This is a genomic window from Halapricum desulfuricans (genome assembly GCF_017094465.1).
Classification (GTDB): Archaea; Halobacteriota; Halobacteria; order Halobacteriales; family Haloarculaceae; genus Halapricum.
In genome coordinates this window covers 1,168,776-1,193,241 of sequence record NZ_CP064791.1, presented here as the reverse complement: position 1 = coordinate 1,193,241, position 24,466 = coordinate 1,168,776, and the positions used below count along the sequence as shown (strand labels likewise).

Sequence of the window (24,466 nt, the reverse complement as noted above, 5' to 3'; positions counted from 1 at the left end):
AGGAGCGATATCCACTCACCAATGGGCAACAAGAACAAAACCATCTCCTTCCGGGTGAGTCAGGAGAAGTTCGAGACACTCCGGGACATCGCCGAGGAGCGTGACATCTCCCTGTCGGCGGTCTTCCGGGATTACGTCGACATGCTCGTCGCCCACGACGGCCAGGTCAAGGTCGTTCCGGAACACGAACTCAACGAGGAGAGCAGCGACAGTCAGAGCTTCCCGCCGAAGATCGAGGTGCCCAAGAGCTTCGTCCGGGAACACGAGCGGCTTGAACTCGAAGCCGACCACCTCCGGGAGCAGCTGGAGGAGTACAAGCGCTACGCGACGGAACTCCGGCAGCGACTCGACGAAAACGACCAGGAAGACGTCGTCCAGCTGGAGGAACTCGACGGCGGCGAGGACGACAACCCCTATCGGATTGGCGACTTCGAAGACCTCTGACAGCGTTCTGAGGGGCCTACCGAAGCCGTTTGCGCGACTCTCTCGCCCGGTCGGCCATCTCGTGTTGCCCGTCGACGTCGGCCAGCGTTTCGATCGCTTCTAGTTGCCTGATCGAATCGTCGAGAAACGACCGGATGTCGCCCGGATAGGCATACACCATATACTCGTCGCTCATCACGTCGACCATCGCCTGCGGGCCGAGGCCGGTCTCGCGCAGTTCCAGCAGGTAGGCGACGAACTTCCGTTCGGGGTGGCCACAGTGTGGCGCACCCTCGCAGTCGCAGTCGAGGAAATCCTCGGCGAAATCGAGCACGCGATCGCGCGTCGCATCGTCGAGTTTGCCCAGGTTTTCACCCTGGAACAGCAGGTCGAGCGTCGCGCCCGAGAACGCGCCCTTCGGAATGTTCGTCTCGAGCTGGGTGGCGAGTTGCCGGTGGTTTTTGACGTAGATCTTGTCCGTGATGGCCACGCGTGGCCGTTCGTTAGAGGCCGGCGAGCAAAAGCCCCTCGGAAGAGGGGCACCGATCCCACAGGCGGCCATCCACTGATGACCCGCGACCGGAAACCTCAACACGCCGCGCCTCGCCGTGTTCGGCATGGACGTCATCGATCGAATCGGACCCGCTCGCGCGTGGCTCGCAACGTTCGTGGCGAGCGTCCTCGCGCTCGCCGGTGGCTCGTTGATCGCGCCCCGACGGGTCTACGACGGGTTCATCTGGCAGTACTTCTGGGGGCCGGTGTACGCAGACGCGCACAACGCACAGTGTGCCATCAACGACGGCGGCTCGATTACGACTGCGGGCGGTGCGGCGTGCTCGACGGCCGCGCAGGAAGGGCTCGTCGTCGCGGAGCCGGGCTACACAGTCGTCTCGGAGGTGGGCTACATGCTCGTCGGGCTGTTCTTCCTGGTCGGCATCTGGATCCTGCTCCGACGGCTGCATCTCGGCCGGAACCGAAACCTGTTTTTCGGCCTCGTGCCGTTCATGCTGTTCGGCGGGGCACTTCGGGTCGTCGAGGACGCGAACAACTGGCTCGCTGACACGGCGGGCACCGAACAGATCATCGGGTACCCGCTCAACACGCTGATCATCAGTCCGCTGATCTACTTCACCGTCTTTTTCATCACGCTCGCGGCACTGCTGGGCAGTGTCTGGCTGTCGCGCAACGATTTCGTCGAGTCGTATCCGCCAGTCCTCGGCGCGGTCGGGACGGTCCTGTTCGTCGTCACCTTCTCCGGGCTGGTCGTCATCTCGGTCCTCGAAGAATCAGTCGGGCAGTATCCCGCGTTCCTGCTGGTGACCGTCGGACTCGCGACCGGGATCGCCTACGCGCTGTACTGGCTCGCCGACCGGTTCGCACCCGAGATCAACAGCGGCACCGGGTACATCGGACTCGTCGTCCTCTGGGCGCACGCCATCGACGGCGTCGCGAACGTCCTCGCATCGGACTGGTGGGAGGCGTTCGGGCTCCCCTTCCAGTACGTCCCGAAACACCCCGCCAACGCGACGATCATCTCGATCACCGAGGCGGTCGTTCCCGCGTCGGTCACCAGTGTCATCGGCACCTCCTGGCCGTTCCTGCTCGTGAAGATGGCCGTCGCCCTGGGGATCGTCTGGCTGTTCAACGACGAGTTCCTCGACGAGAACCCGCGGTACTCGATCGTCCTGCTGATGGCGATCGCCGCAGTCGGTCTCGGGCCCGGAACCAGGGATATGATCCGCGCGACCTTCGGGATCTAGGCTCGTCTTTCTATGGGAACGGATGATGCTCCCGGTCTAGCCGGGGCTCGAACCCGAGCGATTCGGGGACGGTGCTGGCCCGTTCGCCGAAGTACGCGTCGTCGAAGAACAGCGGCTGTGCGCCGGGCGCGAGCACCCGCACGGCCTCGAACCCGACCGAGGCCACGTCGCGCGTCGTGAGCCGGGTGGCGTAGGCATCCAGATCCGCCTCGTCGAGGGCGTCGAGGACGTGTTCCAGTTCGGCCTCGCCCGTCGGCGGTTCGTCAGGTCCGACGTCGGCCGCTGACACGGACCGATCGACATCGATGAACGCGTCAATCTCCTCAGGGTAGTCTGCGTACCAACCGATCGCGCCGCTTGCGTCAGCCGCCTGTTCCCGACCCATACCGCTGAGTTCGAGCCAGTTCTGGATCGCTTCCGCCAGCGCCGAGCGTGCCCCTGCCGCGGCGTCCAGGTCCGCAGCCGACCCCAGTGCGAACCGGGGCCACTCGCCCGCCCGGTGGACGGCCACGGCCACGACAGGCACGTCGATGTCCTGGGTCACCAACAGCGGCGTGACCGACAGCCCCTCCGATCGGGCCCGAGTTGCGAGCGCCGCGAACCGCTCGTCGTCGATATCCAGACCCAGCGGCTCGAACGTCGAGTACCACGACAACATCGCGGCGTCCCGCTCGACGATCTCGTACAGCCCCGCGAGCAGCGCCCCGACAGTCGATCGTTCGAGGCCGAGACCCGTCGTGATCGCCGGGCGGATGTCCCGCTCGTGTGGCGGATAGTAGACGAGTTCGGCCGGGAGCCACGCGTCGTCGCCGCTCTGGAGATGTTCGCCGGGTACCCAGGCCCGCTCGGCACTGTCGTCGGGGGTCTCCGGCGAGACGAACAGCGACGGCGTGACTGCACCGTCGAGGTCTGGTGCCGGCGCTTGCCGGAAGTCGTCCGTTCGATACACGCCGGCACAGTAGCGTTCGAGCCCTTCCCCGACAGCCTTCATGAACGCCTCGTTCCAGTCGTCCGACACGCCCGCGGCGTCCTGGCTGGCCGTGGCGTCGCTAAAGCCGGACGTCTCACAGACCTGTGCCAGGTAGTACGGCGCGGGATAGGACTCGGCCTCGCCGATCTCGGTGACGATCCCCGTGCGCTCGTCGATCGCGCGCTCGGCCATCGCCAGCGTTTCCTCGAGATCGGTGTTGACGGTGTTCCGTCCGAGCGCGTGTGACGGTGCCGACCCACACGTGCAGCCCGGGAGTTCGAGCAGCGGATGGGTCGCATCCGGGATGGTCCGCACCTGTCCGAACAGCGGGGATTCGCCGCCTGTCACTGCTGTGGCGGCCGCCCGGCCCGCGATCGCCCCGGCGAAGCGCTGGATCGGAACGGCGGGCGCAGCCGTCGGCTGGGTGTCCGGATCGACTGTCGCACCGACGCGCCCCTGGAGACACGCGTAGCACCCGGCGGTGTGACCGAACCCCGCGATCGCCGCATCGACGACCGGGTAGCCGCCGACACCGCCGAGTTCGACCGCGATCCAGGGCGTCTCCGTCTCGATCGCGTGGCTGTTCGCTCGCTCGAACGCGCGGTCGCCCGCGACCCCGACGACGACGCCGAGTCGCTCGCTCCCGAACGCTGCCGGATCGGTCTGTGTCACGGACACGTCGACGTCAGCGACCGCGGCGGTGACGGCCTCGGCCGCCGGACCGGACCCGACGAGACCTACAGTCATGACTGCGTGGCCAGACGGGGGCCGGAGGAAAAAACCCCGCGGCGTCGCCACGTGTTCGATTCGATAGCTTCGAGTCGGAGCTATATCGTGGAATATTAATCGTCCGTGTTCCCGGCTATCGGGAGTCTGACCGGCCAATTTATTGTGTAGCACGCAAACAGTACTCCTGTATGTCAGACGAAGTCGTTGACTTGCTCGAACAGGCGTACGTCGACGAAGTCGAGACCGTGATGAACTACCTCGCGAACGCGATCTATCTGGAGACGTTCGACGGCGAAGACGTCGCCGAGGACCTGATGGAAGACGTACAGGAAGAGCTCGGCCACGCAGAAGAGTTGGGCTACCGACTCCGGTATTACGGTCAGGTTCCCCCGGCGTCGATGGATTTCGAGCCGGCACAGGATATGCTCCAGCCGCCCGAAGACAGCACTGACGTCGAGGCAGTTATCGACGGCGTCATCGAGGCCGAAGAGGAAGCCATCGAGACCTACGAAGCGCTGGTTGTCGCCGCCGAGGACGCCGACGATTACGTGACAGCCGACCTGGCGACGGAGCTGCTCGCCGACGAACAGGCGCACAAGGCCGCGTTCCTCAGCATCAAGAAGTCCTTCTGACGGGTCACACCGTCCTACTGCTGTCGATTTTTCCGTTGCCGCCCGAATCGAGTGCCCCGCACTCTCCGCCGTCTATATCGTCGACGCGGTCGCACCCGGGTCTCAAGCGTCGCGGTTATCTTCGCACATTTCCACGATCTGACTGACAATAATTTCGGGGGATGACTCAGTCGCTGTCCGGTGGGAGCCATCACCTCTTTGCCGACGGATACTGTACTGTCCACCGATGACTCGCTCCGCCGTTCGTGTTGTCCTCGTCAGTGCCGTGTTACTGGCCGCTGTCGCCAGCGGTTCAGTCGTCGCTGATGGCCCCGCGCATTCGGAACTTGGTTCGGAGACGTTCGCACAGACAGACGTCGACGCCGACCGTATCGTCCTCGCGCTTGCACTGCAAGCGGACGGTTCCGCGACCTGGGAAGTCTCCTACCGGGTCGAGCTGGCGACCGAAAACGAGACGGCCGCCTTCGAACAGTTACAATCGGACATCGAGGCGAACACTTCGACGTACCTCTCGGCGTTTCGCGACCGTATGGACCGGACCGCCGGCACGGCCGAGAACGCCACGGGCCGCTCGATGGCCATCGAGAACCTCACGGTCGAGACAGACACTGAGCAACTCCAGGGCTACGGGACGGTCACGTACCGCTTCCAGTGGACGAACTTCGCGGCCACCGACGGTGACACGATCCAGGCAGGCGATGCGCTTGCCGGGTTCTTCCTCGAAGAGGATTCTCGATTGACTGTCTCCTGGCCCGACGGCTACGAGGCCGACAGCGTCTCGCCCGAGCCCGACGAACGCCGTGACCAAACTGTGGTCTGGCAGGGACCGATCGAGTTCGGGGCTGATGGACCACAGGTCGTCGCCAGCCCCGCGTCGTCGTTCCCCACGCTCGCTGTCGTCGTGGCCGCCGGCCTCGTGATCGGGATCGGAATCGGCGCCTGGAAACGACGGACGCGTGACAAGTCTGGAGGTGACGAACAGCCCGCATCCGGGGCCGAAACTGACACCGAACCCAGCGAGGACACCGGACCCGAATCCGAACCGGAGGACGCACTTCTGAGCAACGAGGAACGGGTCCTGCGACTGCTCGATGAACGTGGTGGCCGCGTCAAACAGCAGGAAGTCGCCACCGAGTTCGACTGGACCGACGCCAAGACCAGCCAGGTCGTCAAGACGCTTCGCGAGGACGACGAGATCGACGTCTTCCGCCTTGGCCGGGAGAACGTTCTGGTCGATCCGGACGAAAGTGAACTATAAATCTGTCGTCGTTTCACGATCCGGAATCAGAAAAACACGCAGACTGCAGTCGAATAGAAGTCCACTTAATCCTGCTTAATCCGGGCTGAGGATGTGGGGTTTATATAGGTATATGGGACCGAGTAGGAAGTACGATGGAATCCCCGTCCCAGGCGGTCCTGGTAGTGGTCGTCGCGGCGTTGTTCGTGACGCCGGCAGCGGCGCTTTCACTACCCGGGCAGACCGCCCAACAGACCGCGACCAACGAATCGATCCAGCCGGGCGCACAGTTGTCCGGCGTCGTCTCCGTCGGCCAGGCTGAACTCGACGGTGCTGTCGAGGGCCGCGCGTTCGGTCAGGCGATCGCCAGCGCTGACACCAACGAGAGTAAGGCCGGTGTCGTCGCCGAACGCATGCCGGGCCTGGAGAACCGCCTCGGCGATCTCAGAGAACAGCGCGAACAACTGCAGGCAGCCTACGAGAACGGGAGTCTCGACCGGAGCACGTACGAGGCCAGGACGACCGCGGTAGCTGCCCGGATCCAGCAGGTCGAACGACAGCTCAACCGGAGTCACGCCGTTGCGGTCGCCCTGCCGGAGCAGGCCCGTGATCGGGCCGGCGTGAACGTCACCGCGATCGAACGGCTCCGTACGCAGGCCGGTGAAATGCGTGGCGGCGAGATGGCCGAGATCGCACGCGGAATCGCTGGCCCCCGCGTCGGAATGGGCATGCCGGACACGTCGCGTGGCGGACCGCCCGCTGGGGTCCCCGGTAACTGGACCGGTCCCGGAGCCGGTGGACCGCCGGCCGGTCCGGGCCCGTCTGACGGGCACGGATCGTCGACTGGTCACGGACCGATGTCCGACGGTGGCTCAGCCGATCGAGACGGCCGAACGTCGAACCGGTAATCACGCGCAATCGAGCCAGTATCCTATCCGTTTCTGACATACGAGAACGAATCGCACAGCGAGGGTTGTCCCGGAAGTTATTAGTACTGTTCTGGGAGTAGCAACGGACACATGACGAAGACTGCGCCGGCTGGCGTACGCGGATTCGTCAGCGGTCAGTCCGTCTCTTGCTTCGAGATCCGGCGACAGGGTTGGACCCCGTCCAACGAGCAGTCGGATGTCGACGACATCCGACGACGACGGGGCCGTTAGGCCCTGCTACTATTACTCCCCACGACGGAAACGCTTCACACGCTTGCTACCGCCCACTGTCGGGTTTCGGGCGGGAAAACTGATCCCGACACCACAACGATGCCAGGCGAACATTCAGGAACCGTCGCGCTCGCCTTCTCGGGCGGGCTCGACACAACGGTCGGCGTATCGCTACTGAAAGAGGAGTACGGATTCGACGAGGTCATCGGCGTCACTGTCGACGTCGGCCAGCCCGACTACGAGTTCGAGGAGGCCGAGGAGACCGCCGAGGCGCTGGGGGTCGACCAGTACGTCGTCGACGCCCGCGAGGAGTTCGCTGACCTGTGTCTGCGCGCAGTCAAGGCCAACGCGGACTACCAGGGCTACCCGCTGGGGACCGCGCTGGCGCGGCCGGTCATCGCCAAGGCAATCCGCGACGTCGCCATCGAACAGGGCGCGAACGCGCTCGCACACGGCTGTACGGGCAAAGGCAACGACCAGTTGCGCTTCGAGGCCGTCTGGCGCGATACCGATCTGGAGGTCATCGCGCCCGTCCGCGAACTCGGACTCACTCGCGAGTGGGAAAACGAGTACGCGAAGGAGAAGGGCCTGCCCGTCGAGGGCGGCGACGGGGGTCGCTACTCCGTCGACACCAACATCTGGAGCCGTTCGATCGAGGGGTCAGAACTGGAAGACCCCGCGACGATCCCCGACGACGACATCTACAAGTGGACCGAGAATCCCTCGGGCAAGGCGGCCGAGCTCGTGGAAATCGAGTTCGATGACGGGATCCCCGTGGCACTGGACGGCGACCAGCTGGGCTCGGTCGAGTTGATCGAACAGCTCAACGAGCAGGCTGGGGCCCACGGCGTCGGTCGCACGGACATGATGGAAGACCGCATGCTCGGGCTCAAGGTGCGCGAGAACTACGAACACCCAGCGGCGACGGTGCTGCTGACCGCACACGAGGCGCTCGAAGGTCTCGTGCTCACTCAGGAGGAGCGCCAGTTCAAGACACAGATCGACCAGCAGTGGTCACAGAAAGCCTACGAGGGCCTGATCGACGCGCCGCTGGTCGACGCGCTGGAAGGGTTCATCGACGAGACCCAAGAGCGGGTCACCGGTACAGTGACAGTCAAACTCGAGGGCGGGCACTGCCGTGCGGTCTCTCGCGAGAGCGAGTACGCTGTCTACTCCGAGTCGGCGGCCAGTTTCGACGAGGAGGACGTCTCGGGCGGGATCACCCAGCAGGACGCCACCGGCGTCGCCAAGTACCACGGCTTCCAGTCGCGTCTGGCCAGGAAAGTCACCGAGAGCCTCGACGGCGACGGGGAGAAGTAGAATGAGCGAAGAGGGACCTGATGACGACCACGTAGCGGACGACACCGAACAGACGGTCGTCCGCCGGGACCGCTTCAGCGGCGGGCCCGCTCGCGGGTTCCTCTCCTCGCTTGAAGACGACGAGCGGATCTTCGAGGCGGATCTGGCAGTCGACCGCGCGCACGTCGTGATGCTCGCCGAGCAGGACATCATCGACGACATCGTGGCTGGCGAGATACTCGCTGCGCTGGACGAAATCGAAGCTGACGGTCACGACGCGTTGCCCGAGGGCGAAGACGTCCACGAGGCCATCGAGTCGGCCGTCATCGAGCGCGTCGGCGCGGACGGCGGCAAGATGCATACCGCGCGTTCGCGCAACGACGAGGTGGCGACCTGCATTCGCTACCGGCTGCGCGATGACCTGCTGGAGACGATCGCGACGGTCGTCGAAGCGCGCCGGCAGTTCGTCGAGATGGCGACTGACCACCGCGAAGTAGTGATGCCCGGCTACACGCACCTGCAGCCGGCCCAGCCGACGACCGTCGGCCACTGGATTGCCTCCTACGAGCAGGCGCTGGCCCGCGACACGGGCCGTCTGCTCGACGCCTACGACCGGCTCAACCAGAACCCGCTTGGCTCGGCCGCGTTCGCGGGGACGCCATTCGACGTGGATCGCGGGCGCACGGCCGAGCTCCTCGGGTTCGAGGGGGTCGCGGAGAACTCGATGGACGCCTCGGCGACCCGGGACTTCCTCGTCGAGGTCACCGCGGCGCTGTCGAACCTGGCGACGACGCTGTCCGGCCTCGCGGAGGACGTGATCGTCATGGCCAGCAAGGGCCACGTCGAACTGGCCGACGAGTACGCCTCGACCTCCTCGATCATGCCCCAGAAGAAGAATCCCGACACGCTGGAACTCGTCCGCGGCCGTACCGGCGACGCGACGGCGGGGCTGAACGGCCTGCTCACGAACCTGAAAGGCCAGCCGCGGGCGTACAACCGCGACCTCCAGCGGGCGGGCCGCCACGCGTGGGACGCCATCGACAGCGTCACCGAGAGTGTCGAGGTCGCCGTGGGCGCGGTCACGACCGCCGAGTGGCCGACCGAGACGCTCGCCGAGGCCGCTGGTGAGGGGTTCTCGACGGCCACCGGCGTCGCGGACCTGCTGGCGACCCGTGGCGTGCCGTTCCGCACCGCCCACGAGGTGGTCGCGCGTGCCGCGGAAACGCTCCAGCACGACGAGAACGCGCCCGACTACGCGACGCTCGATGCCGTCGCCGAGGAAGTGCTGGGCGAGTCGCTCTCGGCATATGTCGCTCGCGAGGCCGTCGAACGCGCGCTCGACCCGGCCGAGTCTGTCCGGACCCGCGACTCACGGGGCGGCCCGGCGCCCGAGGCCGTCACCGAGCAACTCGAAGGGGCGACGGAGCGTCTCGAACGCGACGCACACGCCCTGCGGGACCGCCAGGACGCGCTCGCGGCGGCGACCGAACGCCTCGACTCGGAGGTGGACACCTATGTCTGAAGCTCACCCGCAAACCCGACGACCCCCTCGCGGGGGCCAATATATCACGAAACGTATGTAGTTTCCACCTATGCCTGTTTTCAGCGCTTCTATAGCCGTTAGTCGATACTTTGAGTAGTATATTATTCTGATAAGTCCGGTGGGTTTAAGTAGATGGCTCCGTGAGTGAGTGGTACTATGACGAACGACACCGCCGCTGGGGTGTGTACACCATGAGCGCGGACGTGCCCGGGGTGACGGGAGTATGAAAGTCGGATTGCTGTACTCGCGCATCCGTCGCGACGAGAAGTTGCTGTTGAACGAGTTGCGCGATCGCGATCACGAGGTCGCGAAGATCGACGTGCGAAAACAGCGCTTTTCGCTGTCCGAGCCGCCGGAGGAGTTTTCGGACATCGATCTGCTGCTCGATCGCTGTCTCGCGACCTCGCGCAGCCTCTATGCGAGCAAGTTCGCCGAAGCCTACGACGTGCCGATCGTCAACGAGCCCGAGACCGCCGAGATCTGTGCGGACAAGGTAAAGAACAGTCTCGCGCTAGAGGAGGCAGACATCCCGACGCCGAACACCGAGGTCGCGTTCACCAAGGACGCGGCCCTGAAGATCGTCGAGGACTTCGGGTATCCGTGCGTGCTCAAGCCGGTCGTCGGCTCGTGGGGACGGCTGATGGCCAAGCTGGACACCCGCGACGCCGCAGAGGCAGTCCTGGAACACAAGGAGACGCTTGGCCACTACGAACACAAGATCTTCTACGTCCAGGAGTTCGTCGACAAGCCCGGCCGGGACATCCGCGTGCTCGCGACCGACGGCGAACCGGTAGCGGCGATGGTCCGCTCCTCGGATCACTGGCTGACCAACGCCGCGAAGGGTGCCGAGACCGAGGCCTTCGAACTCAACGAGGAGGCGCTCGACCTCGTCGAGCGTGCGAGCGAGGCCGTCGGTGGCGGGTTGTTGGGAGTTGATCTGATGGAAACCGGTGTCGACGAAGACGGCAACCCCGAGGGCTACACCGTCCACGAGGTCAACCACACGGTCGAGTTCAAGGCGCTGAACGACGTGGTCGACGTGGACGTACCGGCTGCCGTGGTCGACTGGCTGGAGACGAGAGCCGAGGAGGCCCAACAATGACGTACACAGCGAGTGTCGTCGGCGGGACCGGCTTCACCGGCGGCGAGTTGCTCCGCCTGCTCGCCGGTCATCCGGAGTTCGAGATTGAGCAGGCGACGAGTCGCTCGAAGAAAAACAAGACGGTCGGCCACTCCCATCCCAATCTCCGGGGGCTGGATCTGCGGTTCTCGGATCCCGAGGACCTCGAATCGGTGGACATCCTGTTCGCGGCGACGCCACACGGCGTCTCGATGGAGCAGATCGATCAGTTCCAGGACGCCGCCGACACCGTGGTCGATCTCTCGGCGGACTTTCGCCTCGACAGCGAGGCCCAGTACGAGGAGTGGTACGACGGCCACAGCCGTCCCGAACTGCTGGCCGAAAGCGAGTACGCCCTGCCGGAACTCAACCGCGAGAACCTCGAGGGCGCGGACCTGATCGCCTCCGGGGGCTGTAACGCCACCGCGACGATCCTCGGCTTGCTGCCGCTGTTCGAGAACGACGTCCTCTCCGGCGACGAGCAGATAGTCGTCGACGTGAAGGTTGGGTCCTCGGAGGGCGGTGCCGGTGGCGGTCCGGCCTCGTCCCATCCCGAGCGCAGCGGCGTCGTCCGCCCCTACGCACCGACGGGCCACCGCCACGAGGCCGAGATCGAGCAGTTCCTGGGAACAGGAGTCTCCTTTACGGCACACTCCGTCGACATGATCCGCGGCGCGAGCGCGACCGCGCACGTCTTCCCGGACGAGCCGGTCTCGAAGGGCGACCTCTGGGGAGCGTACCGCGGCTCCTACGAGGACGAACCCTTCGTGGAACTGGTCGCCGGCGGCGGTGGCGTCTACCGCTATCCCGAACCCAAGGCCGTCGCGGGGACGAACAGGGCCGAGGTCGGGCTCGAACTCGATCCCGGGAACGAACGGCTGGTGGTCTTCTCGGCCATCGACAACATGATGAAAGGCTCGGCCGGCCAGGCCGTCCACGCCGCCAACATCGCACTCGGCATCGATGAGACTGCGGGCCTACAGTTCCAGGGACTCCATCCCGTGGGAGCGCCATGACGAGGTGGTCACAGTGACCGTCGTCGTCAAGGTCGGCGGTGCCCGCGCAGTCGACCCCGAGGGGGCGCTGGCGGACGTGGCGACGCTGTCCGAAGCGGGTGAAGACGTGGTGGTCGTCCACGGCGGGTCGACGAAAGTCGATGAGACGCTCGAACGCATGGGGATCGAGCCCGAATACGTCGAGACGCCGTCCGGCGTCGTCGGGCGATTCACTGACGAGGAAACGATGGAAGTATTCGAGATGGTCTTCGGACACCTCAACACGCGACTCGTCGCCGGGCTACAGAGCCAGGGCGTCGACGCGGTCGGGCTGAACGGCGTCGACGGAAAGTTGCTGTACGGCCCGCGAAAGTCCGCCGTGCGCGTCGTCGAGGACGGCAAAAAGAAGATCAGGCGCGGCGACCACTCGGGGACGATCGAGCAGGTCAACGCCGAGCTGCTGGAGTCGTTGCTCGACGATGGCTACACCCCCGTGGCCGGACCACCCATGGCGGGCGAGGATGACGGTGAGGTCATCGCCGTCAACACCGACGCCGACCGCTCGGCCGCGGCAATTGCGGGCGCGCTCGAGGCGACGCTCGTGTTGCTGACCGACGTCGAAGGTGTCTACGAGGACCCGGACGACCCCGAAACGCTGATCGAGCGCGTCGAGACGGCCGGGGACTGGTCGACACTGGAAGACGCGGCCGAGGGGTTCATGGGCCGGAAGATCATGGCCGTCGAGGAGGCCCTGGAGGGCGGCACGCCCAAGGCCGTGATCGCCGACGCCAACGCCGAATCGCCGATTACGTCTGCGCTCGACGGTAACGGGACACACGTGTATGCGAGCGCACTTGGGACAGCAGATCAACAGGAGGAGTCACCATGAGCGGATTCGTCTTCAACGAAAAGCCGATTCGGATCGAACGCGGAGAGGGATCGTACGTCTACGACGACTCTGGAACCGAGTACCTCGACATGGGGGCCTCGTACGCCTGCGTCCCGCTGGGACACGGCCACGACGCCGTCCAGGAGGCGGTCACCGAGCAGTTCGAGAAGATCACCTACGTGCAGGCGTCGTATCCAAACGCCCAGCGCACGGCGCTGTACGAACTGCTCGCCGAGACCGCGCCGGGCGACATCGACAACACATGGCTGTGTAACTCCGGGACCGAGGCCAACGAAGCCGCACTCAAATTCGCCCGGAGTGCGACCGGCAACTCCAAGATCGTCGCCACGATGCAGGGCTTTCACGGCCGGACGATGGGCGCGCTGGCGACGACCTGGAAGGACAAGTACAAGAAACCCTACGAGCCGCTGATCGGTGACGTGGAGTTCGTCCCGTACAACGACAGCGAGGCGCTCGAAGAGGCCGTCGACGAGGACACTGCGGCGTTTATCGTCGAACCGGTCCAGGGCGAGGGCGGGATCAACCCCGCCACCCGACAGTTCCTGCAGGACGCCCGCGAGATCACCGAGGAGGCCGGAGCGGCGCTGATCTTCGATGAGGTCCAGACGGGTATGGGACGGACCGGGACGCTGTGGGCCGCCGAACAGATCGGCGTCGTGCCCGACATGCTCACCTCGGCGAAGGGGCTGGGCAACGGCTTCCCGGTCGGCGCGACGCTCGTACGCGACTGGGTCGCTGAGAACTACGGCAGCCACGCCTCGACGTTCTCGGGCGGGCCGGTCATCTCCGCTGCCGCGGGTGCGACGGTCTCGACGATGGTCGAAGAGGAGATCCCCGCTCACGCCGGCAAGGTCGGTCAGTATCTCCAGGACGAACTCGAAGCCGCGCTCGGCGACGACGTGCGCGACGTGCGCGGGGAAGGACTGATGATCGGTGTCGAGGTCAAACGCGGCGCGAACCGCTATCTGAAGCAACTGGCGATGGATCACCGGATCCTGGCACTGCCGGCGGGCCGGACCGTGATCCGGCTGCTTCCGCCGCTGACGATCACCGAATCCGAGGCCGATCAGGTGGTCGAGGCCCTCACTGAGCTACTGACAGACACATGAGTACCACCATTCCCACCGCGCCGGTCCCGACCGGCGACGCTCGTGAGTTGCTCGTCGACCTCGTCGAGACACCGTCGGTCACCCCCGAGGAAACGGAGGCCGCGAAGGTGCTCGTGGACTTCTTCGAGGGCCACGACCGGGAGGTCTGGATCGACGACATCGGCAACGTCCGGGCACCCGCCGACGACGGCGTCCTCCTGACGAGCCACATCGACACCGTCCCGGGTGATATCCCCGTGCGAGTCGAGGAAACCACGCGCTCGGAGGCGCGATACGGCGGCGACCTGGTCGGCGAGGATTCCGACGAGGAGATCGAGGTGCTGTGGGGTCGTGGCAGCGTCGATGCGAAGGGGCCGCTGGCCGCGATGGCGGCGGTCGCCGTCGAAACCGGGGCTTCCTTCGCCGGTGTCGTCGGCGAGGAGGTCGATTCCCGAGGCGGACATCACCTCGTCGAGAGCCGCGAATCCGAGCCCGAAGCCGTCATCAACGGCGAGCCCTCCGGCTGGGAGGGAATCACGCTCGGGTATCGGGGCCTGCTGGGCGGCAACTACGTCGCCACCAGCGAGTCGGGACACTCCTCGCGGCCGGACGACAACGCGATCCAGGACGCCATCAACTGGTGGCGTCGCGTCGAAGAGGAGTTCGATCACGACGAGTGGGTCCCGGTCTTCGAGCGCGTCACGCCCAAACCAACCAGCATCGATGGCGGGATATCGGAGGACGGACTGTCGGTCGAGACGACGATGCGCCTGCAGTTGCGCGTCCCGCCGGAGTACACGACCGAGGAGATCCGCGAGATCGCCGACGGCCACCTCGAGAACGGGACCGTCCACTGGGACGACCAGGTCGAACCGGTGATGATGAGTCCCCGGACCGGGCCGGGGCGAGCGTTTCGGGCCGCGATCCGCAAGCACGACGGGGACCCACGCTTGCTGCGCAAGACCGGCACCAGCGACATGAACGTCTACGCCGACGCGTGGGACTGTCCGATGGTCACCTACGGCCCTGGTGATTCGGATCTTGACCATTCCCCGAACGAACACCTCCCCTTCGAGGAGTACGACCGCTCGATCGCCGTACTGAAAGACGCCACCGAAAGCCTACTGGAGGATTGACATGCCACGCCACCTGCTCGACATCGACGACCTCTCGCCGGACGAACTGCTGACCGTCCTCGACCGCGCGGCCGACCGCAAGGCCGCCCACGAGGCCGGGACCGACGACGAACCGTTCGACAACCAGACGCTCGGGATGATCTTCGAGAAGCCCAGCACCCGAACCCGCGTCTCCTTCGAGACCGGCATGACACAGCTGGGTGGCCACGCGATCTTCCTGGGTCCGGACGACATCCACCTCGGCCACGGCGAGCCGATCAAAGACACCGCCCGAGCGCTCTCACGGTACGTCGACGTGATCATGGCCCGTCTGTTCGACCACGAGGACGCCGAACAGTTGGCCGAGTACGCGACCGTCCCCTTCGTCAACGGACTGACTGACGAGGCCCACCCCTGCCAGACGCTGGCGGATCTACTGACGATCCGCGAACAGTTCGGCGGCTTCGACGAGGTCCGGGTTGCGTGGGTCGGTGACGGTAACAACGTCGCCCAGTCGTTCGTGCTCGGCGCGGCGATGGTCGGACTCGAGCTCACCGTTGCGACGCCTGAGGATTACGGGATTGACGCCGAGGTGCTCGATAGGGCCGCGGAACTCGGAACGGCCCCGGAGACGACCCACGACCCCGAGGCTGCGGTCGCGGGCGCGGATGTCGTCTACACAGACGTGTTTGTCAGTATGGGCGAAGAGGACGAGCGCGAGGAGAAACTCGACGCCTTCGACGGCTTTCAGGTGACGACCGAGCTCGTCGGCGACCGGAAGCTGATGCACTGTCTGCCGGCACATCGCGGCGAAGAGGTGACCGACGAGGTCGTCGAGAGCGACAACGCAATCGTCTGGGATCAGGCGGAGAACCGGCTGCATGCCCAGAAGGGACTGCTGGTGTGGCTGTCCGAGCAGTCCTGACCGGTCGCGAGGGACGAGCGACCGGCTTTTTGCTCCAGCTTTTTCGAGGAGTGGTTCGCGAACGGAGTGAGCGAAACCCGACGAGAAAAAGGTGGCTGCCGGACCAGGCGGAGAACCGGCTGCATGCCCAGAAGGGACTGCTGGTGTGGCTGTCCGAGCAGTCCTGACCGGTCGCGAGGGACGAGCGACCGGCTTTTTGCTCCAGCTTTTTCGAGGAGTGGTTCGCGAACGGAGTGAGCGAAACCCGACGAGAAAAAGGTGGCTGCCGGACCAGGCGGAGAACCGGCTGCATGCCCAGAAGGGACTGCTGGTGTGGCTGTCCGAGCAGTCCTGACCGGTCGCGAGGGACGAGCGACCGAATGACGTTGCGGTTTCACCTAATTCGAGGCGGAGGCCCCACCCTCAAGGAGTCGTTCGAGAAGCGAAGATTCTCGTGATCCCGAAAATCGGAGATTTTCGGACGACGTCGGGCTTCCGGCCCCGGCGGAAGCACAAGCGAGTAGGGTGGGGAAGCCGACCCGGTACTGACCACCCTCCAGACTATTGCCTACTAGCCACCAACCATTAAGTAACTACAAAAATATATGAAAACATTGTGGAGTACCGTCGTACCGCCGTTATCAAGCTCGACACGCCCGAAGGCGCGGATAAACACCTGCGGGAGACTATCGAGCAATTCAAATACTGTTCCAACACCGCGAGCGAGTGGTGCTGGCACGGTGACGACGGCTACCACGTCACATCCAAGGCGAAGGCCGAAGATGCGCTGTACGACCAGCTACGCGAGGACACGGAGTTGACCGCGAATCTCGTCCAGAAAGGGATTCATCAGGCCGTCGAATCCATCAAGAGCGGCGTCGAACGGCTCAAAAACGACCAAGATACGTCCCGTCCGAAATTCACGGCGGATACCGCCGTCTACGACAAGCGAAGTGCCACGTTCCACCGCGACCACGTTTCGCTATCGACACCGGACGGGCGAATCGAGTGCGATTATATTCTCCCTGAAAATCCCAAGACACCGCCGACGAAGTACGTCGCCAACGAGGACTACGAGTTTCGGCGGGCAACACTACATCGGCGCGACAGTGACTGGTATCTCCATGCGTCGATGCTCAAAGAGGATGACGACACCGAACCCACCACCGGGCACAGAACAGTCCTCGGTGTGGACCTCGGTGTGAACCAACTCGCAGTCGCTTCGACCGGACGGTTCTGGTCGGCAGACGAGTTCACCCACTGGAAGCAAGAGTACGAACAGCGGCGGGGCGACCTCCAGCAGTGTGGAACACGGGCGGCACACGACGCGATAGCAGGTGTCGAGCGCAAGGAGGACGGACGCTTCGAGATATTCCTGCATCGTGTCGCCAACGAAATTGTAGCCGAAGCTGTCGAACACGACTGTTCGCATATCGTATTCGAGGACCTGACCGACATTCGTGAGAACGTCCCACAGGCGTCGTGGCACCATCTGTGGGCGTTCCGCCGCCTCTACGAGTACGTCGAATATAAAGCCAGAGAGCAGGGCATCGAGGCCGTCCAGGTGGACCCACGGAACACCTCGAAGCGGTGTTCGACCTGTGGGTTTACCCACGATGATAACCGCGACGGTGAGGACTTCGAGTGTCTGGATTGCGGCTACCAGAACCACGCCGACTACAACGCGGCGAAAAACATCGGCCTTCAGTATCTCCGGCGTCCCCAGAAATCTTCGATTTCTGGTGTGCGAACGAGACGCTCCGCGTCTCGTCAACGTCGGCAAAACGCAGACGACGGAGGCGCACCTGTAGACGTGCGCTTGAATAGCGAGGGATCGGAGATCCCTCGGACCATGCGAACGGCGAAGCCGTGAGCAGATCGCGGGACGCTGAACGTGAGTGGGGAGTACAACCCTCCTGCCTCAGCTGAGGCATAGAACGGGAGTCCACGCGAAAGCCCTTCCCTCAACAAGCGAGCGGGGCCATTGCCCCCGAGCGAAGTAGGGGAGGGTAGTTTACATGTACATTCGGTCGTCTGGATAGTCCCGGCTTCCGAGTGGTTGCTCGCCGTCGCTGATCGACTGCATCCGTTCCGAGAGTTCGGTGTAGTACTGCTTGAGTTCTTCCGAGCGTTGTTTCAGTTCCTCCGCGTCGACCGAAATGTCGTAGATGTCCTGGATGGCGTCCAGCAGCACGAGCGCGGCATCGAGATCGGGACCGGGTGGATGGGCCGGGGTGACGTACACCCCGGTCGGTGGTGCCCGGTCGTCGAGACTGCGAGTGACGATCTCGCCCACGACGCCATCGAAGAGGCCGCCGCCTAACGGCTGAATGTCGGTCTCGGCGATCCGTCGGGTGTGATAGGTGGGTGTCGAGACGTGGAAGACGCCGTGTTCGTCCGGGCCGTGTGGGTACGGGACGCCGTGGAGGATCGCGATCTCCTCGATCGGCACGGAGTCGACCCAGTCCACGATCGCGTCAGCGAACGAGTGTGCCGCCCAGACGGGCACGAACAACTCGCCGACCAGCACCGAGATGTTCACGTCCGACAGGTGATAGAGCCGGGTGTGGTGGCGCGGCTCGCCGTTCTGGAAGGGCGCGATCGCGGGGAACTCGTCGGGTGAAATGTGTCCGATCTGCTCGGCGTCCGTGTGTCTGACGAGATAGTCGACGGCAGAGAGCCCGGCCATCCCGAAGTGGGACAGGCCCACGACGAGTGAGCTTCCGGGTCGCTGATCGCCCGACACCTTCATCTCGAATGTGGGGTCCGGTACCATACCAGAGCTATCGTTCCCCAAATATAAAATACCCAACGTGAATTTCGGTCCGTGGTAAAAAGTGGTTTTGTCGCGCGGCCCGAACGAACGGCTATGGCAACCTACAAGCGATCGGTCCGGGTCGAGGCTCCGTTCGAGGAAGTCTGGGAGTTCCATGCAACCGGCGACGGGCTCGTCGCACTCACACCGGGGTGGATGCATCTGCAGATCGAAGCCGAGCGCGGCCCCGACGGCGAGTCCGACCCGGATACCCTCGAAGCGGGATCGACAGTGGTCTCGACGATCCAGCCGTTCGGTGTCGGGCCGCGCCAGCGATGGGTCTCCGAGATTGTCGCCCGCGAGCGTAAGGACGATTACGCCATGTTCCGCGACGAGATGGCCGAGGGGCCGTTCCCCCACTGGGTCCACACGCACTCGTTTTACCGCGACGGGTCGGCGACGCTCGTCCGGGATTTCGTCGAATACGACCTTCCCGGCGGCCCCGTCGGTCGCGTCGGGAGCCCGCTCGCGTGGGTGGGACTCGAACCGATGTTCCGCTATCGCCACCGGAAGACGAAAGAATTGCTCGAAAGACCATAACGAAACGGTGAACCAGCCGGCGGCCGAGGTCGAACCGTGGACAGCGACACCCCCGTCGTTCCGCCGCTGGCTGCGCTCGCGCTCGCAGTCGTCGCAGTCAGTACCAGCGCGATCTTGATCCGCTGGAGTCGCGCACCCTCGTCAGTCGCTGCTTTCTATCGCGTGTTGTTCACGACGCTGTTGCTCGCACCCGTCGCGGTCGTCCGCTATCGCGAGGCCTTTGCCCGTCTATCGATGCGCGACTGGTTGGTCGCCGCCTCGTCCGGACTCGCGCTGGCAGCACACTTCGCGGCCTGGTTCGAGAGCCTCGAGTGGACCAGCGTCGCCGCCTCGGTCACGCTGGTCCAGACACAGCCGGTGTTCGTCGCGCTCGGGGCCGCCTGGCTGCTCGAAGAGCGGTTGAACCGGCGTATCGTCGTTGGCATCGGAGTCGCGCTCGCCGGGAGCGTGCTCCTGTCGGTCGGGGACTTGCTCTCCGGCGGCGCGTTCGCCGGCTCGAACCCGCTGTACGGCGACGCGCTCGCACTCGTGGGCGCACTCGCGGCCGCGGGCTACGTCCTCGCCGGGCGATCACTCCGCCAGCGACTGCCGCTGATCCCGTACGTGATCGTCGTGTACACCGTCAGCGCGATCGGACTGCTCGTCTGGACTGTCGGCCAGGGTGCGTCGCTTGGCCCGTATCCACCGCGGGAGTGGATGCTGTTTCTCGCGATGGCGGTCGGCCCGGGGATTTTCGGACACACCGTCGTCAACTGGGCGCTCGCACATGTCGAGTCGAGCGTCGTCAGCGTCACGCTGGTCGGCGAACCCGTCGGGAGCACGCTCCTGGCACTGCTGTTGCTCGGAGAAGTGCCGCCTGCGATGACGGCCGTCGGCGGTGTCGTCGTGCTCGTCGGGATCGTGCTCACCGCACGTGCCCGACCGAATCCATGACAGCGAGCGCAGGCGAACCGCAAATCACCTACGATCGCAGCACGGAGGCGCGTACATGACGAAATACGACGCTGTCCTGCTGGATCTGGACGGGACGCTCTGTGAGTACACCCGGGGGACCGAGCAACTGCTGCCGGCCGCGTTTGACGCGGTCGGCGTCGAACCGATATTCTCGCCCGAAGCGTACGTCGAGCGTGTCGATAGCTACGCCGACCGGGCCGACTCGATGCTGGAGCGGCGCCGACTGTGTTTCGCCGATCTGGCCGCGGAGAACGGCCACGACCGCCAGCTCGGCCGCGAAGTCGCCGACGCCTACGCTGCCGAACGCGATCACAGCAACGTCCGATTCCTGGACGGCGGGGCGCAAGCGATCGAGCGACTGGCCGAGCGCTTCCCGCTCGCGATGGTAACAAACGGTGGCCCGGACATGCAGGATCCAAAGCTCGAATCGCTTGGGATCGAACCCTATCTCGATACTGTCGTCTACGCCGGCTACGACCTGCCGGCAAAGCCCGATCCGGAACCGTTCGAGCGTGCGCTTGAAGCACTCGATGTTCCGTCCGATCGTGCGGTCTACGTCGGGAACAACTACGAGACTGACGTCCTCGGTGCCGCGGCGGCGGATCTGCCGTCCGTGTTCGTCGGGGAGCCACCGGCCGACGGCCCGGTCGAACCGGTCGCGAGTGTCAACTCCCCCGGCGAACTCCCGAGCGCGTTGTCGTCTCTCCCCCGGTAGAGGAATCCGCCACTGCTGTGAAACGCAGTGACTGTCAGGCTGCGGGATCCTCGCCGGTCAGTATCCACTGTACGGCGCGCGGGAAGCGCTCGCGCCACGCAAATTCACTGTGGGTCCCGTCCTCGTCGATGACTGTCAGCAGCGTTTCACCTGGTTCGTAGCCCAGATGCTGGATGTTCGTTGCGAACGCCTGATTGCGCTGAGCGAACATCTCCGACCGCGGACCCTCTTCGAGCCCCCAGTCCATGTAGACCCGCTCGGGCCCGGCACCCGTCTCGTTCAGATACGACGCGGTCACGTTGGCAGGCGGACTCGCCGTACTCAGCCCGGCCGCGTACGGGAACGTCTCCGGGTACTCGAAGGCCGTGTAGACTGAGATCGATCCGCCCAGCGACGAGCCCATGATCGCCGCCCGGTCCGGCTGTGTGCGGTACGTCTCGTCGATCATTGGCTTGACCGTCTCCGCCAGGAACGCGGCATATCGATCTCCGTTCTTAGTTTGACCCGGTTCTCCTAATTCCGGTGGTACGTACTCCGTGATCCGATCGCCGCCCCCGTTGTCGACCCCGACGACGATTGCCGAACGGTTCTTCTCGTGTGCCAGGCGATCCATCGTCTCGTCTACTTGCCACTCCACGTTGTATGCCGTCTCGTTGTCGAAGAGGTTCTGCCCGTCCTGCATGTACACGACCGGATACGACCGATCGCTCTCGAAATAGCCCGGCGGCGTGTAGACGCGCACAGTCCGCGTTCGATTGTCGAACTGGGGCATCTCGACTGACATCGTGGTGATCTCCCCAGTCGGGTACGCCGGAGCATCGTCGCTCGACGTGGTCGTCTCACCGTCTCTCTCCCCATCGGCCGTTGTCTCCGTCGACTGTTCGTCCGAAGTAGTTTCCGTCCCGCTCTCGCCGTCCGTTTTCGTGTCCGTGTCGGTCGTCTCCACAGCGTCCGTCTGCGAACCGACTGTCGTCGAACCATCGTCCGTCGGCGCCGAACAACCGGCCAGCGCGAATATGATTACGACACATGTAGCAGCGATTGCTGCCGCTTTTTTCAAACGCATAACCGGAAGGGACAGCGAACGGACATATATATCTAACCATTATCCCTGCGGGTCGGGAAATTAAGTCCCGAAGATGTTTTTCGGCCTGACTCGGAGCGACATCACTGCTGCTGGGCGTCGACGACTGCCACCCCGGCGAGATTGACGATGTCTTTGACCTCGTCGCCGCGCTGGATGATGTGGACGGGCTTGTCCATCCCGGCGAGCATCGGCCCGATCGCGTCGGCTCCACCGAGCCGCTGGAGCAACTTGTAGCCGATGTTACCGGCCTCGAGATTCGGGAAGACGAGCACGTTCGCCGGCTCGTCGAGTTCGGCAAACTCGTAGCTGTCGGTGAGCATCTCCTCGACGAGCGCCGTGTCGGCCTGCATCTCCCCGTCGACCGGGAAATCGACGCTCCGATCCGAGCGCAGTTTCTCGGCGGCCTCGCGTGGTACCGCGGCCCCGTCAGTGTCGACACTGCCGAAGTCCGAATACGATAGCAACGCCGCTCTGGGCTCGACGTTGAACTCCCTGGCCAGTTCGGCAGTGTGGCACGTCACTTCCGCGAGCACGTCCGCGTCGGGGGCGACGTTCACCGTCGCGTCGGCACAGAAGACGACGCGGTTTTTGAACGTCAACATGTACACGCCGGCCGCGTACTCGGTGTCCGGAGCCGTTCCGACGACCTCGAGCGGCGGCCGGAGCGCCGACGGATAATGATGGGTGAGGCCGGTCAACAGTGCGTCGGCCTCGTCCGTCGCCACGAGGACGCTCCCCAGGTAATCACCGTTCTGTACCAGCTCGGTAGCCTCACGCCGCGTGACGCCCTTGCGCTGGCGCTGCTCGTACAGCCATTCGGCATACCGCTGGAGGTCCGTTTCGTCCGGATCGAGGATGTCCGGCTCGAACGACAGCCCCAGCGTCTCGACGATCGCTTCGATCCGGTCGCGATCGCCGATCAAAAGCGGGCGCGCGATGCCCTGATCGACGAGCTGGTAGGCCGCACGGATCATCTTCTCGTCGGCGCCTTCGGCCAGCACGACGCGTTTGGGGTCGCTTTTGGCCTTGTTCAACACGACCCGCATCATCTCGCGGGACTTGCCGAGGCGTCCTTCGAGCTGTGCGACGTAGGTGTCTGTGTCTAGCTCCGTCCGGGCACAGCCCGACTCGATCGCGGCCTCGGCGACGGCGGGCGTCACCTCGAACAGCACTCGGGGATCAAGCGGCTTCGGAATGATGTACTCCGGCCCGAACTGCAGCGGTTCGTCGCCGTAGGCCTTGACGACCGCGTCCGGTACGTCCTGCCGTGCGAGGTCGGCAAGCGCCCGCGCAGCCGCGACCTTCATCGCTTCGTTGATCTCGGTCGCCCGCACGTCCAGCGCGCCCCGGAAAATGAAGGGGAATCCGAGCACGTTGTTGACCTGATTGGGGTAGTCCGAGCGACCGGTTGCCATGATGACCGTATCCTCGCGGGCGGATTTAGCCTCCTCGTAGCCGATCTCGGGATCGGGGTTGGCCATCGCGAAGACGATCGGGTTCGAGGCCATCGATCGGATCATCCCCTGGTCGACGATCCCGCCGACCGACAGCCCGACGAACACGTCCGCACCATCCATCGCGTCCGCCAGATCCCCCTCGGCACTGTCGCTGGCGAACTCCTGTTTGAACCGATTGATAGCCTCGGCGCGCGATTCGGTGATGATCCCCGAGGAGTCACACATCGTGATGTTCTCCCGTTCGACCCCGAGCGAGACGTAAAATCGCGCGCTAGCGATCGCGCTGGCGCCGGCCCCGGAGAAGACGACCTCCAGTTCGTCGAGGTCCTTGCCCGCCAGTTCGGCGGCATTCAACAGCGCGGCGCCGGAGATGATCGCGGTCCCGTGCTGGTCGTCGTGGAAGACCGGGATATCGAGTCGATCGCGCAGTCGTGACTCGACCTCAAAACACTCGGGCGCCTTGATGTCCTCCAGGTTGATCCCCCCGAACGTCGGCTCCATCGCCGTGACCGCCTGGATCATCCCCTCGGGTTCGGACGTATCCAATTCCAGATCGAACACGTCGATGTCGGCGAACCGCTTGAACAGCACGCCCTTGCCCTCCATGACCGGCTTTGACGCCTGGGGTCCGATATCGCCGAGCCCGAGCGTCGCGCTGCCGTCCGAGACGACGGCCACGAGGTTGCCCTTGGCCGTGTACTCGAACACCGACTCGGGGTCGTCCCGGATCTCCCGACAAGGGGCCGCGACCCCCGGCGAGTACGCCAGCGAGAGGTCTCGCTGGGTGTTGGTCGGCTTGGTCGTCTCGATCGCGATCTTGCCGGGCGGTTCCTGCCGGTGGTAGTCGAGTGCGTCCTCGTCGAGTCCCATGGGTGATGGCTGTCAGGGGGAACCAAAAATCTAGGCCATCCAAGAGGACTTCCGGTTTCAGAACAGTGTCGAGTCACAGTGACCGTTGTAACGATTGACCGGTGCGACCGCACGACTGCGTTCGACCCGGAACAGAGTTACGA

The 24,466-nt window shown here is 64.7% G+C and carries 21 protein-coding genes and 1 pseudogene; 17 read left to right on the top strand and 5 right to left on the bottom strand.

The features are described 5' to 3' along the window. The first annotated feature begins 21 nt into the window (after nucleotides 1-21). Complete coding sequence (locus HSEST_RS06085; RefSeq protein ID WP_229122801.1) at nucleotides 22-444, top strand: CopG family transcriptional regulator; 423 nt, start codon at nucleotides 22-24, stop codon at nucleotides 442-444. A 16-nt stretch (nucleotides 445-460) separates the two neighbouring features. Here HSEST_RS06085 and HSEST_RS06080 read toward each other — a convergent pair whose 3' ends face one another. Next, nucleotides 461-913 carry a DUF5814 domain-containing protein gene (locus HSEST_RS06080; RefSeq protein WP_229122800.1) on the bottom strand — a complete coding sequence of 151 codons (453 nt, stop codon included), beginning with the start codon at nucleotides 911-913 and terminating at the stop codon, nucleotides 461-463. 127 nt (nucleotides 914-1,040) lie between these two features. Between HSEST_RS06080 and HSEST_RS06075 the strand changes: the two genes are divergently transcribed. Then, the gene (locus HSEST_RS06075) at nucleotides 1,041-2,183 is read left to right on the top strand and encodes a DUF63 family protein (protein ID WP_229122799.1); all 1,143 of its coding nucleotides are present in this window, start codon (nucleotides 1,041-1,043) and stop codon (nucleotides 2,181-2,183) included. A gap of 10 nt (nucleotides 2,184-2,193) precedes the next feature. Here the strand turns inward: HSEST_RS06075 and HSEST_RS06070 are convergent, their stop codons facing one another. Next, nucleotides 2,194-3,900 carry a YcaO-like family protein gene (locus HSEST_RS06070; RefSeq protein ID WP_229122798.1) on the bottom strand — a complete coding sequence of 569 codons (1,707 nt, stop codon included), beginning with the start codon at nucleotides 3,898-3,900 and terminating at the stop codon, nucleotides 2,194-2,196. A 170-nt stretch (nucleotides 3,901-4,070) separates the two neighbouring features. Here HSEST_RS06070 and HSEST_RS06065 point away from each other — a divergent pair, with 170 nt between their 5' ends. From HSEST_RS06065 to HSEST_RS06010, 12 genes and pseudogenes are all read left to right on the top strand, one after another. After that, the gene (locus HSEST_RS06065) at nucleotides 4,071-4,514 is read left to right on the top strand and encodes a ferritin-like domain-containing protein (protein WP_229122797.1); all 444 of its coding nucleotides are present in this window, start codon (nucleotides 4,071-4,073) and stop codon (nucleotides 4,512-4,514) included. Between the two features lie 226 nt (nucleotides 4,515-4,740). After that, a complete protein-coding gene (locus HSEST_RS06060; RefSeq protein WP_229122796.1) occupies nucleotides 4,741-5,772 on the top strand; it encodes a helix-turn-helix transcriptional regulator in 1,032 nt (343 codons plus the stop codon). Between the two features lie 134 nt (nucleotides 5,773-5,906). After that, entirely contained in the window at nucleotides 5,907-6,659 is a 753-nt protein-coding gene (locus HSEST_RS06055; RefSeq protein ID WP_229122795.1) for a hypothetical protein, read from the top strand. A 351-nt stretch (nucleotides 6,660-7,010) separates the two neighbouring features. Then, nucleotides 7,011-8,231: an argininosuccinate synthase gene (locus HSEST_RS06050; protein ID WP_229122794.1), complete on the top strand. Its 1,221-nt coding sequence runs from the start codon at nucleotides 7,011-7,013 to the stop codon at nucleotides 8,229-8,231. A gap of 1 nt (nucleotide 8,232) precedes the next feature. Continuing rightward, the gene (gene argH, locus HSEST_RS06045) at nucleotides 8,233-9,732 is read left to right on the top strand and encodes an argininosuccinate lyase (protein ID WP_229122793.1); all 1,500 of its coding nucleotides are present in this window, start codon (nucleotides 8,233-8,235) and stop codon (nucleotides 9,730-9,732) included. A gap of 244 nt (nucleotides 9,733-9,976) precedes the next feature. Beyond that, on the top strand, nucleotides 9,977-10,855 hold the full coding sequence (gene lysX, locus HSEST_RS06040; RefSeq protein ID WP_229122792.1) for a lysine biosynthesis protein LysX: 879 nt from the start codon (nucleotides 9,977-9,979) through the stop codon (nucleotides 10,853-10,855). After that, nucleotides 10,852-11,889, top strand: coding sequence for an N-acetyl-gamma-glutamyl-phosphate reductase (gene argC / locus HSEST_RS06035; protein ID WP_229122791.1), 1,038 nt, complete (start codon nucleotides 10,852-10,854; stop codon nucleotides 11,887-11,889). The genes lysX and argC overlap by 4 nt, the downstream gene beginning before the upstream one ends. A gap of 13 nt (nucleotides 11,890-11,902) precedes the next feature. After that, the gene (locus HSEST_RS06030) at nucleotides 11,903-12,757 is read left to right on the top strand and encodes an acetylglutamate/acetylaminoadipate kinase (protein WP_229122790.1); all 855 of its coding nucleotides are present in this window, start codon (nucleotides 11,903-11,905) and stop codon (nucleotides 12,755-12,757) included. Beyond that, a complete protein-coding gene (locus HSEST_RS06025; RefSeq protein ID WP_229122789.1) occupies nucleotides 12,754-13,887 on the top strand; it encodes an aspartate aminotransferase family protein in 1,134 nt (377 codons plus the stop codon). Before HSEST_RS06030 ends, HSEST_RS06025 begins: the two co-directional genes overlap by 4 nt. Further along, complete coding sequence (locus HSEST_RS06020; RefSeq protein WP_229122788.1) at nucleotides 13,884-15,002, top strand: [LysW]-lysine hydrolase; 1,119 nt, start codon at nucleotides 13,884-13,886, stop codon at nucleotides 15,000-15,002. The genes HSEST_RS06025 and HSEST_RS06020 overlap by 4 nt, the downstream gene beginning before the upstream one ends. 1 nt (nucleotide 15,003) lies before the next feature. Beyond that, on the top strand, nucleotides 15,004-15,906 hold the full coding sequence (argF, locus tag HSEST_RS06015) for an ornithine carbamoyltransferase (protein ID WP_229122787.1): 903 nt from the start codon (nucleotides 15,004-15,006) through the stop codon (nucleotides 15,904-15,906). A 595-nt stretch (nucleotides 15,907-16,501) separates the two neighbouring features. Then, nucleotides 16,502-17,821, top strand: a pseudogene (locus tag HSEST_RS06010) (RNA-guided endonuclease InsQ/TnpB family protein). A gap of 78 nt (nucleotides 17,822-17,899) precedes the next feature. On the opposite strand, the gene HSEST_RS06005 reads toward HSEST_RS06010, so the two are convergent. Further along, nucleotides 17,900-18,661, bottom strand: coding sequence for a proteasome assembly chaperone family protein (locus tag HSEST_RS06005; RefSeq protein ID WP_229122785.1), 762 nt, complete (start codon nucleotides 18,659-18,661; stop codon nucleotides 17,900-17,902). Nucleotides 18,662-18,754: 93 nt separating this feature from the next. Here HSEST_RS06005 and HSEST_RS06000 point away from each other — a divergent pair, with 93 nt between their 5' ends. The 3 genes from HSEST_RS06000 to HSEST_RS05990 are packed head-to-tail and all read left to right on the top strand — an operon-like array spanning nucleotide 18,755 to nucleotide 20,909. Next, the gene (locus tag HSEST_RS06000; protein WP_229122784.1) at nucleotides 18,755-19,240 is read left to right on the top strand and encodes an SRPBCC family protein; all 486 of its coding nucleotides are present in this window, start codon (nucleotides 18,755-18,757) and stop codon (nucleotides 19,238-19,240) included. A gap of 36 nt (nucleotides 19,241-19,276) precedes the next feature. Continuing rightward, entirely contained in the window at nucleotides 19,277-20,173 is an 897-nt protein-coding gene (locus tag HSEST_RS05995; protein ID WP_229122783.1) for a DMT family transporter, read from the top strand. A 55-nt stretch (nucleotides 20,174-20,228) separates the two neighbouring features. Continuing rightward, complete coding sequence (locus HSEST_RS05990; RefSeq protein ID WP_229122782.1) at nucleotides 20,229-20,909, top strand: HAD family hydrolase; 681 nt, start codon at nucleotides 20,229-20,231, stop codon at nucleotides 20,907-20,909. Between the two features lie 34 nt (nucleotides 20,910-20,943). On the opposite strand, the gene HSEST_RS05985 is transcribed toward HSEST_RS05990, so the two are convergent. Both HSEST_RS05985 and HSEST_RS05980 read right to left on the bottom strand, forming a co-directional pair. Continuing rightward, entirely contained in the window at nucleotides 20,944-21,855 is a 912-nt protein-coding gene (locus tag HSEST_RS05985; RefSeq protein WP_229122781.1) for an alpha/beta hydrolase, read from the bottom strand. 221 nt (nucleotides 21,856-22,076) lie between these two features. After that, complete coding sequence (locus tag HSEST_RS05980) at nucleotides 22,077-24,323, bottom strand: NADP-dependent malic enzyme (protein WP_229122780.1); 2,247 nt, start codon at nucleotides 24,321-24,323, stop codon at nucleotides 22,077-22,079. Nucleotides 24,324-24,466: the final 143 nt, after the last annotated feature.

Excerpts from the sequence above, each read along its gene's own strand:
- HSEST_RS05980 (WP_229122780.1), bottom strand. The coding sequence starts at position 24,323 with ATGGGACTCGACGAGGACGCACTCGACTACCACCGGCAGGAACCGCCC.
- HSEST_RS06000 (WP_229122784.1), top strand. The coding sequence starts at position 18,755 with ATGGCAACCTACAAGCGATCGGTCCGGGTCGAGGCTCCGTTCGAGGAA.
- argH (WP_229122793.1), top strand. The coding sequence starts at position 8,233 with ATGAGCGAAGAGGGACCTGATGACGACCACGTAGCGGACGACACCGAA.
- lysX (WP_229122792.1), top strand. The coding sequence starts at position 9,977 with ATGAAAGTCGGATTGCTGTACTCGCGCATCCGTCGCGACGAGAAGTTG.
- HSEST_RS06005 (WP_229122785.1), bottom strand. The coding sequence starts at position 18,661 with ATGGTACCGGACCCCACATTCGAGATGAAGGTGTCGGGCGATCAGCGA.
- HSEST_RS06050 (WP_229122794.1), top strand. The coding sequence starts at position 7,011 with ATGCCAGGCGAACATTCAGGAACCGTCGCGCTCGCCTTCTCGGGCGGG.
- HSEST_RS06075 (WP_229122799.1), top strand. The coding sequence starts at position 1,041 with ATGGACGTCATCGATCGAATCGGACCCGCTCGCGCGTGGCTCGCAACG.
- HSEST_RS06025 (WP_229122789.1), top strand. The coding sequence starts at position 12,754 with ATGAGCGGATTCGTCTTCAACGAAAAGCCGATTCGGATCGAACGCGGA.
- HSEST_RS05990 (WP_229122782.1), top strand. The coding sequence starts at position 20,229 with ATGACGAAATACGACGCTGTCCTGCTGGATCTGGACGGGACGCTCTGT.
- HSEST_RS06085 (WP_229122801.1), top strand. The coding sequence starts at position 22 with ATGGGCAACAAGAACAAAACCATCTCCTTCCGGGTGAGTCAGGAGAAG.
- HSEST_RS06070 (WP_229122798.1), bottom strand. The coding sequence starts at position 3,900 with ATGACTGTAGGTCTCGTCGGGTCCGGTCCGGCGGCCGAGGCCGTCACC.
- argF (WP_229122787.1), top strand. The coding sequence starts at position 15,004 with ATGCCACGCCACCTGCTCGACATCGACGACCTCTCGCCGGACGAACTG.
- HSEST_RS06020 (WP_229122788.1), top strand. The coding sequence starts at position 13,884 with ATGAGTACCACCATTCCCACCGCGCCGGTCCCGACCGGCGACGCTCGT.
- HSEST_RS06060 (WP_229122796.1), top strand. The coding sequence starts at position 4,741 with ATGACTCGCTCCGCCGTTCGTGTTGTCCTCGTCAGTGCCGTGTTACTG.
- argC (WP_229122791.1), top strand. The coding sequence starts at position 10,852 with ATGACGTACACAGCGAGTGTCGTCGGCGGGACCGGCTTCACCGGCGGC.
- HSEST_RS06055 (WP_229122795.1), top strand. The coding sequence starts at position 5,907 with ATGGAATCCCCGTCCCAGGCGGTCCTGGTAGTGGTCGTCGCGGCGTTG.
- HSEST_RS06065 (WP_229122797.1), top strand. The coding sequence starts at position 4,071 with ATGTCAGACGAAGTCGTTGACTTGCTCGAACAGGCGTACGTCGACGAA.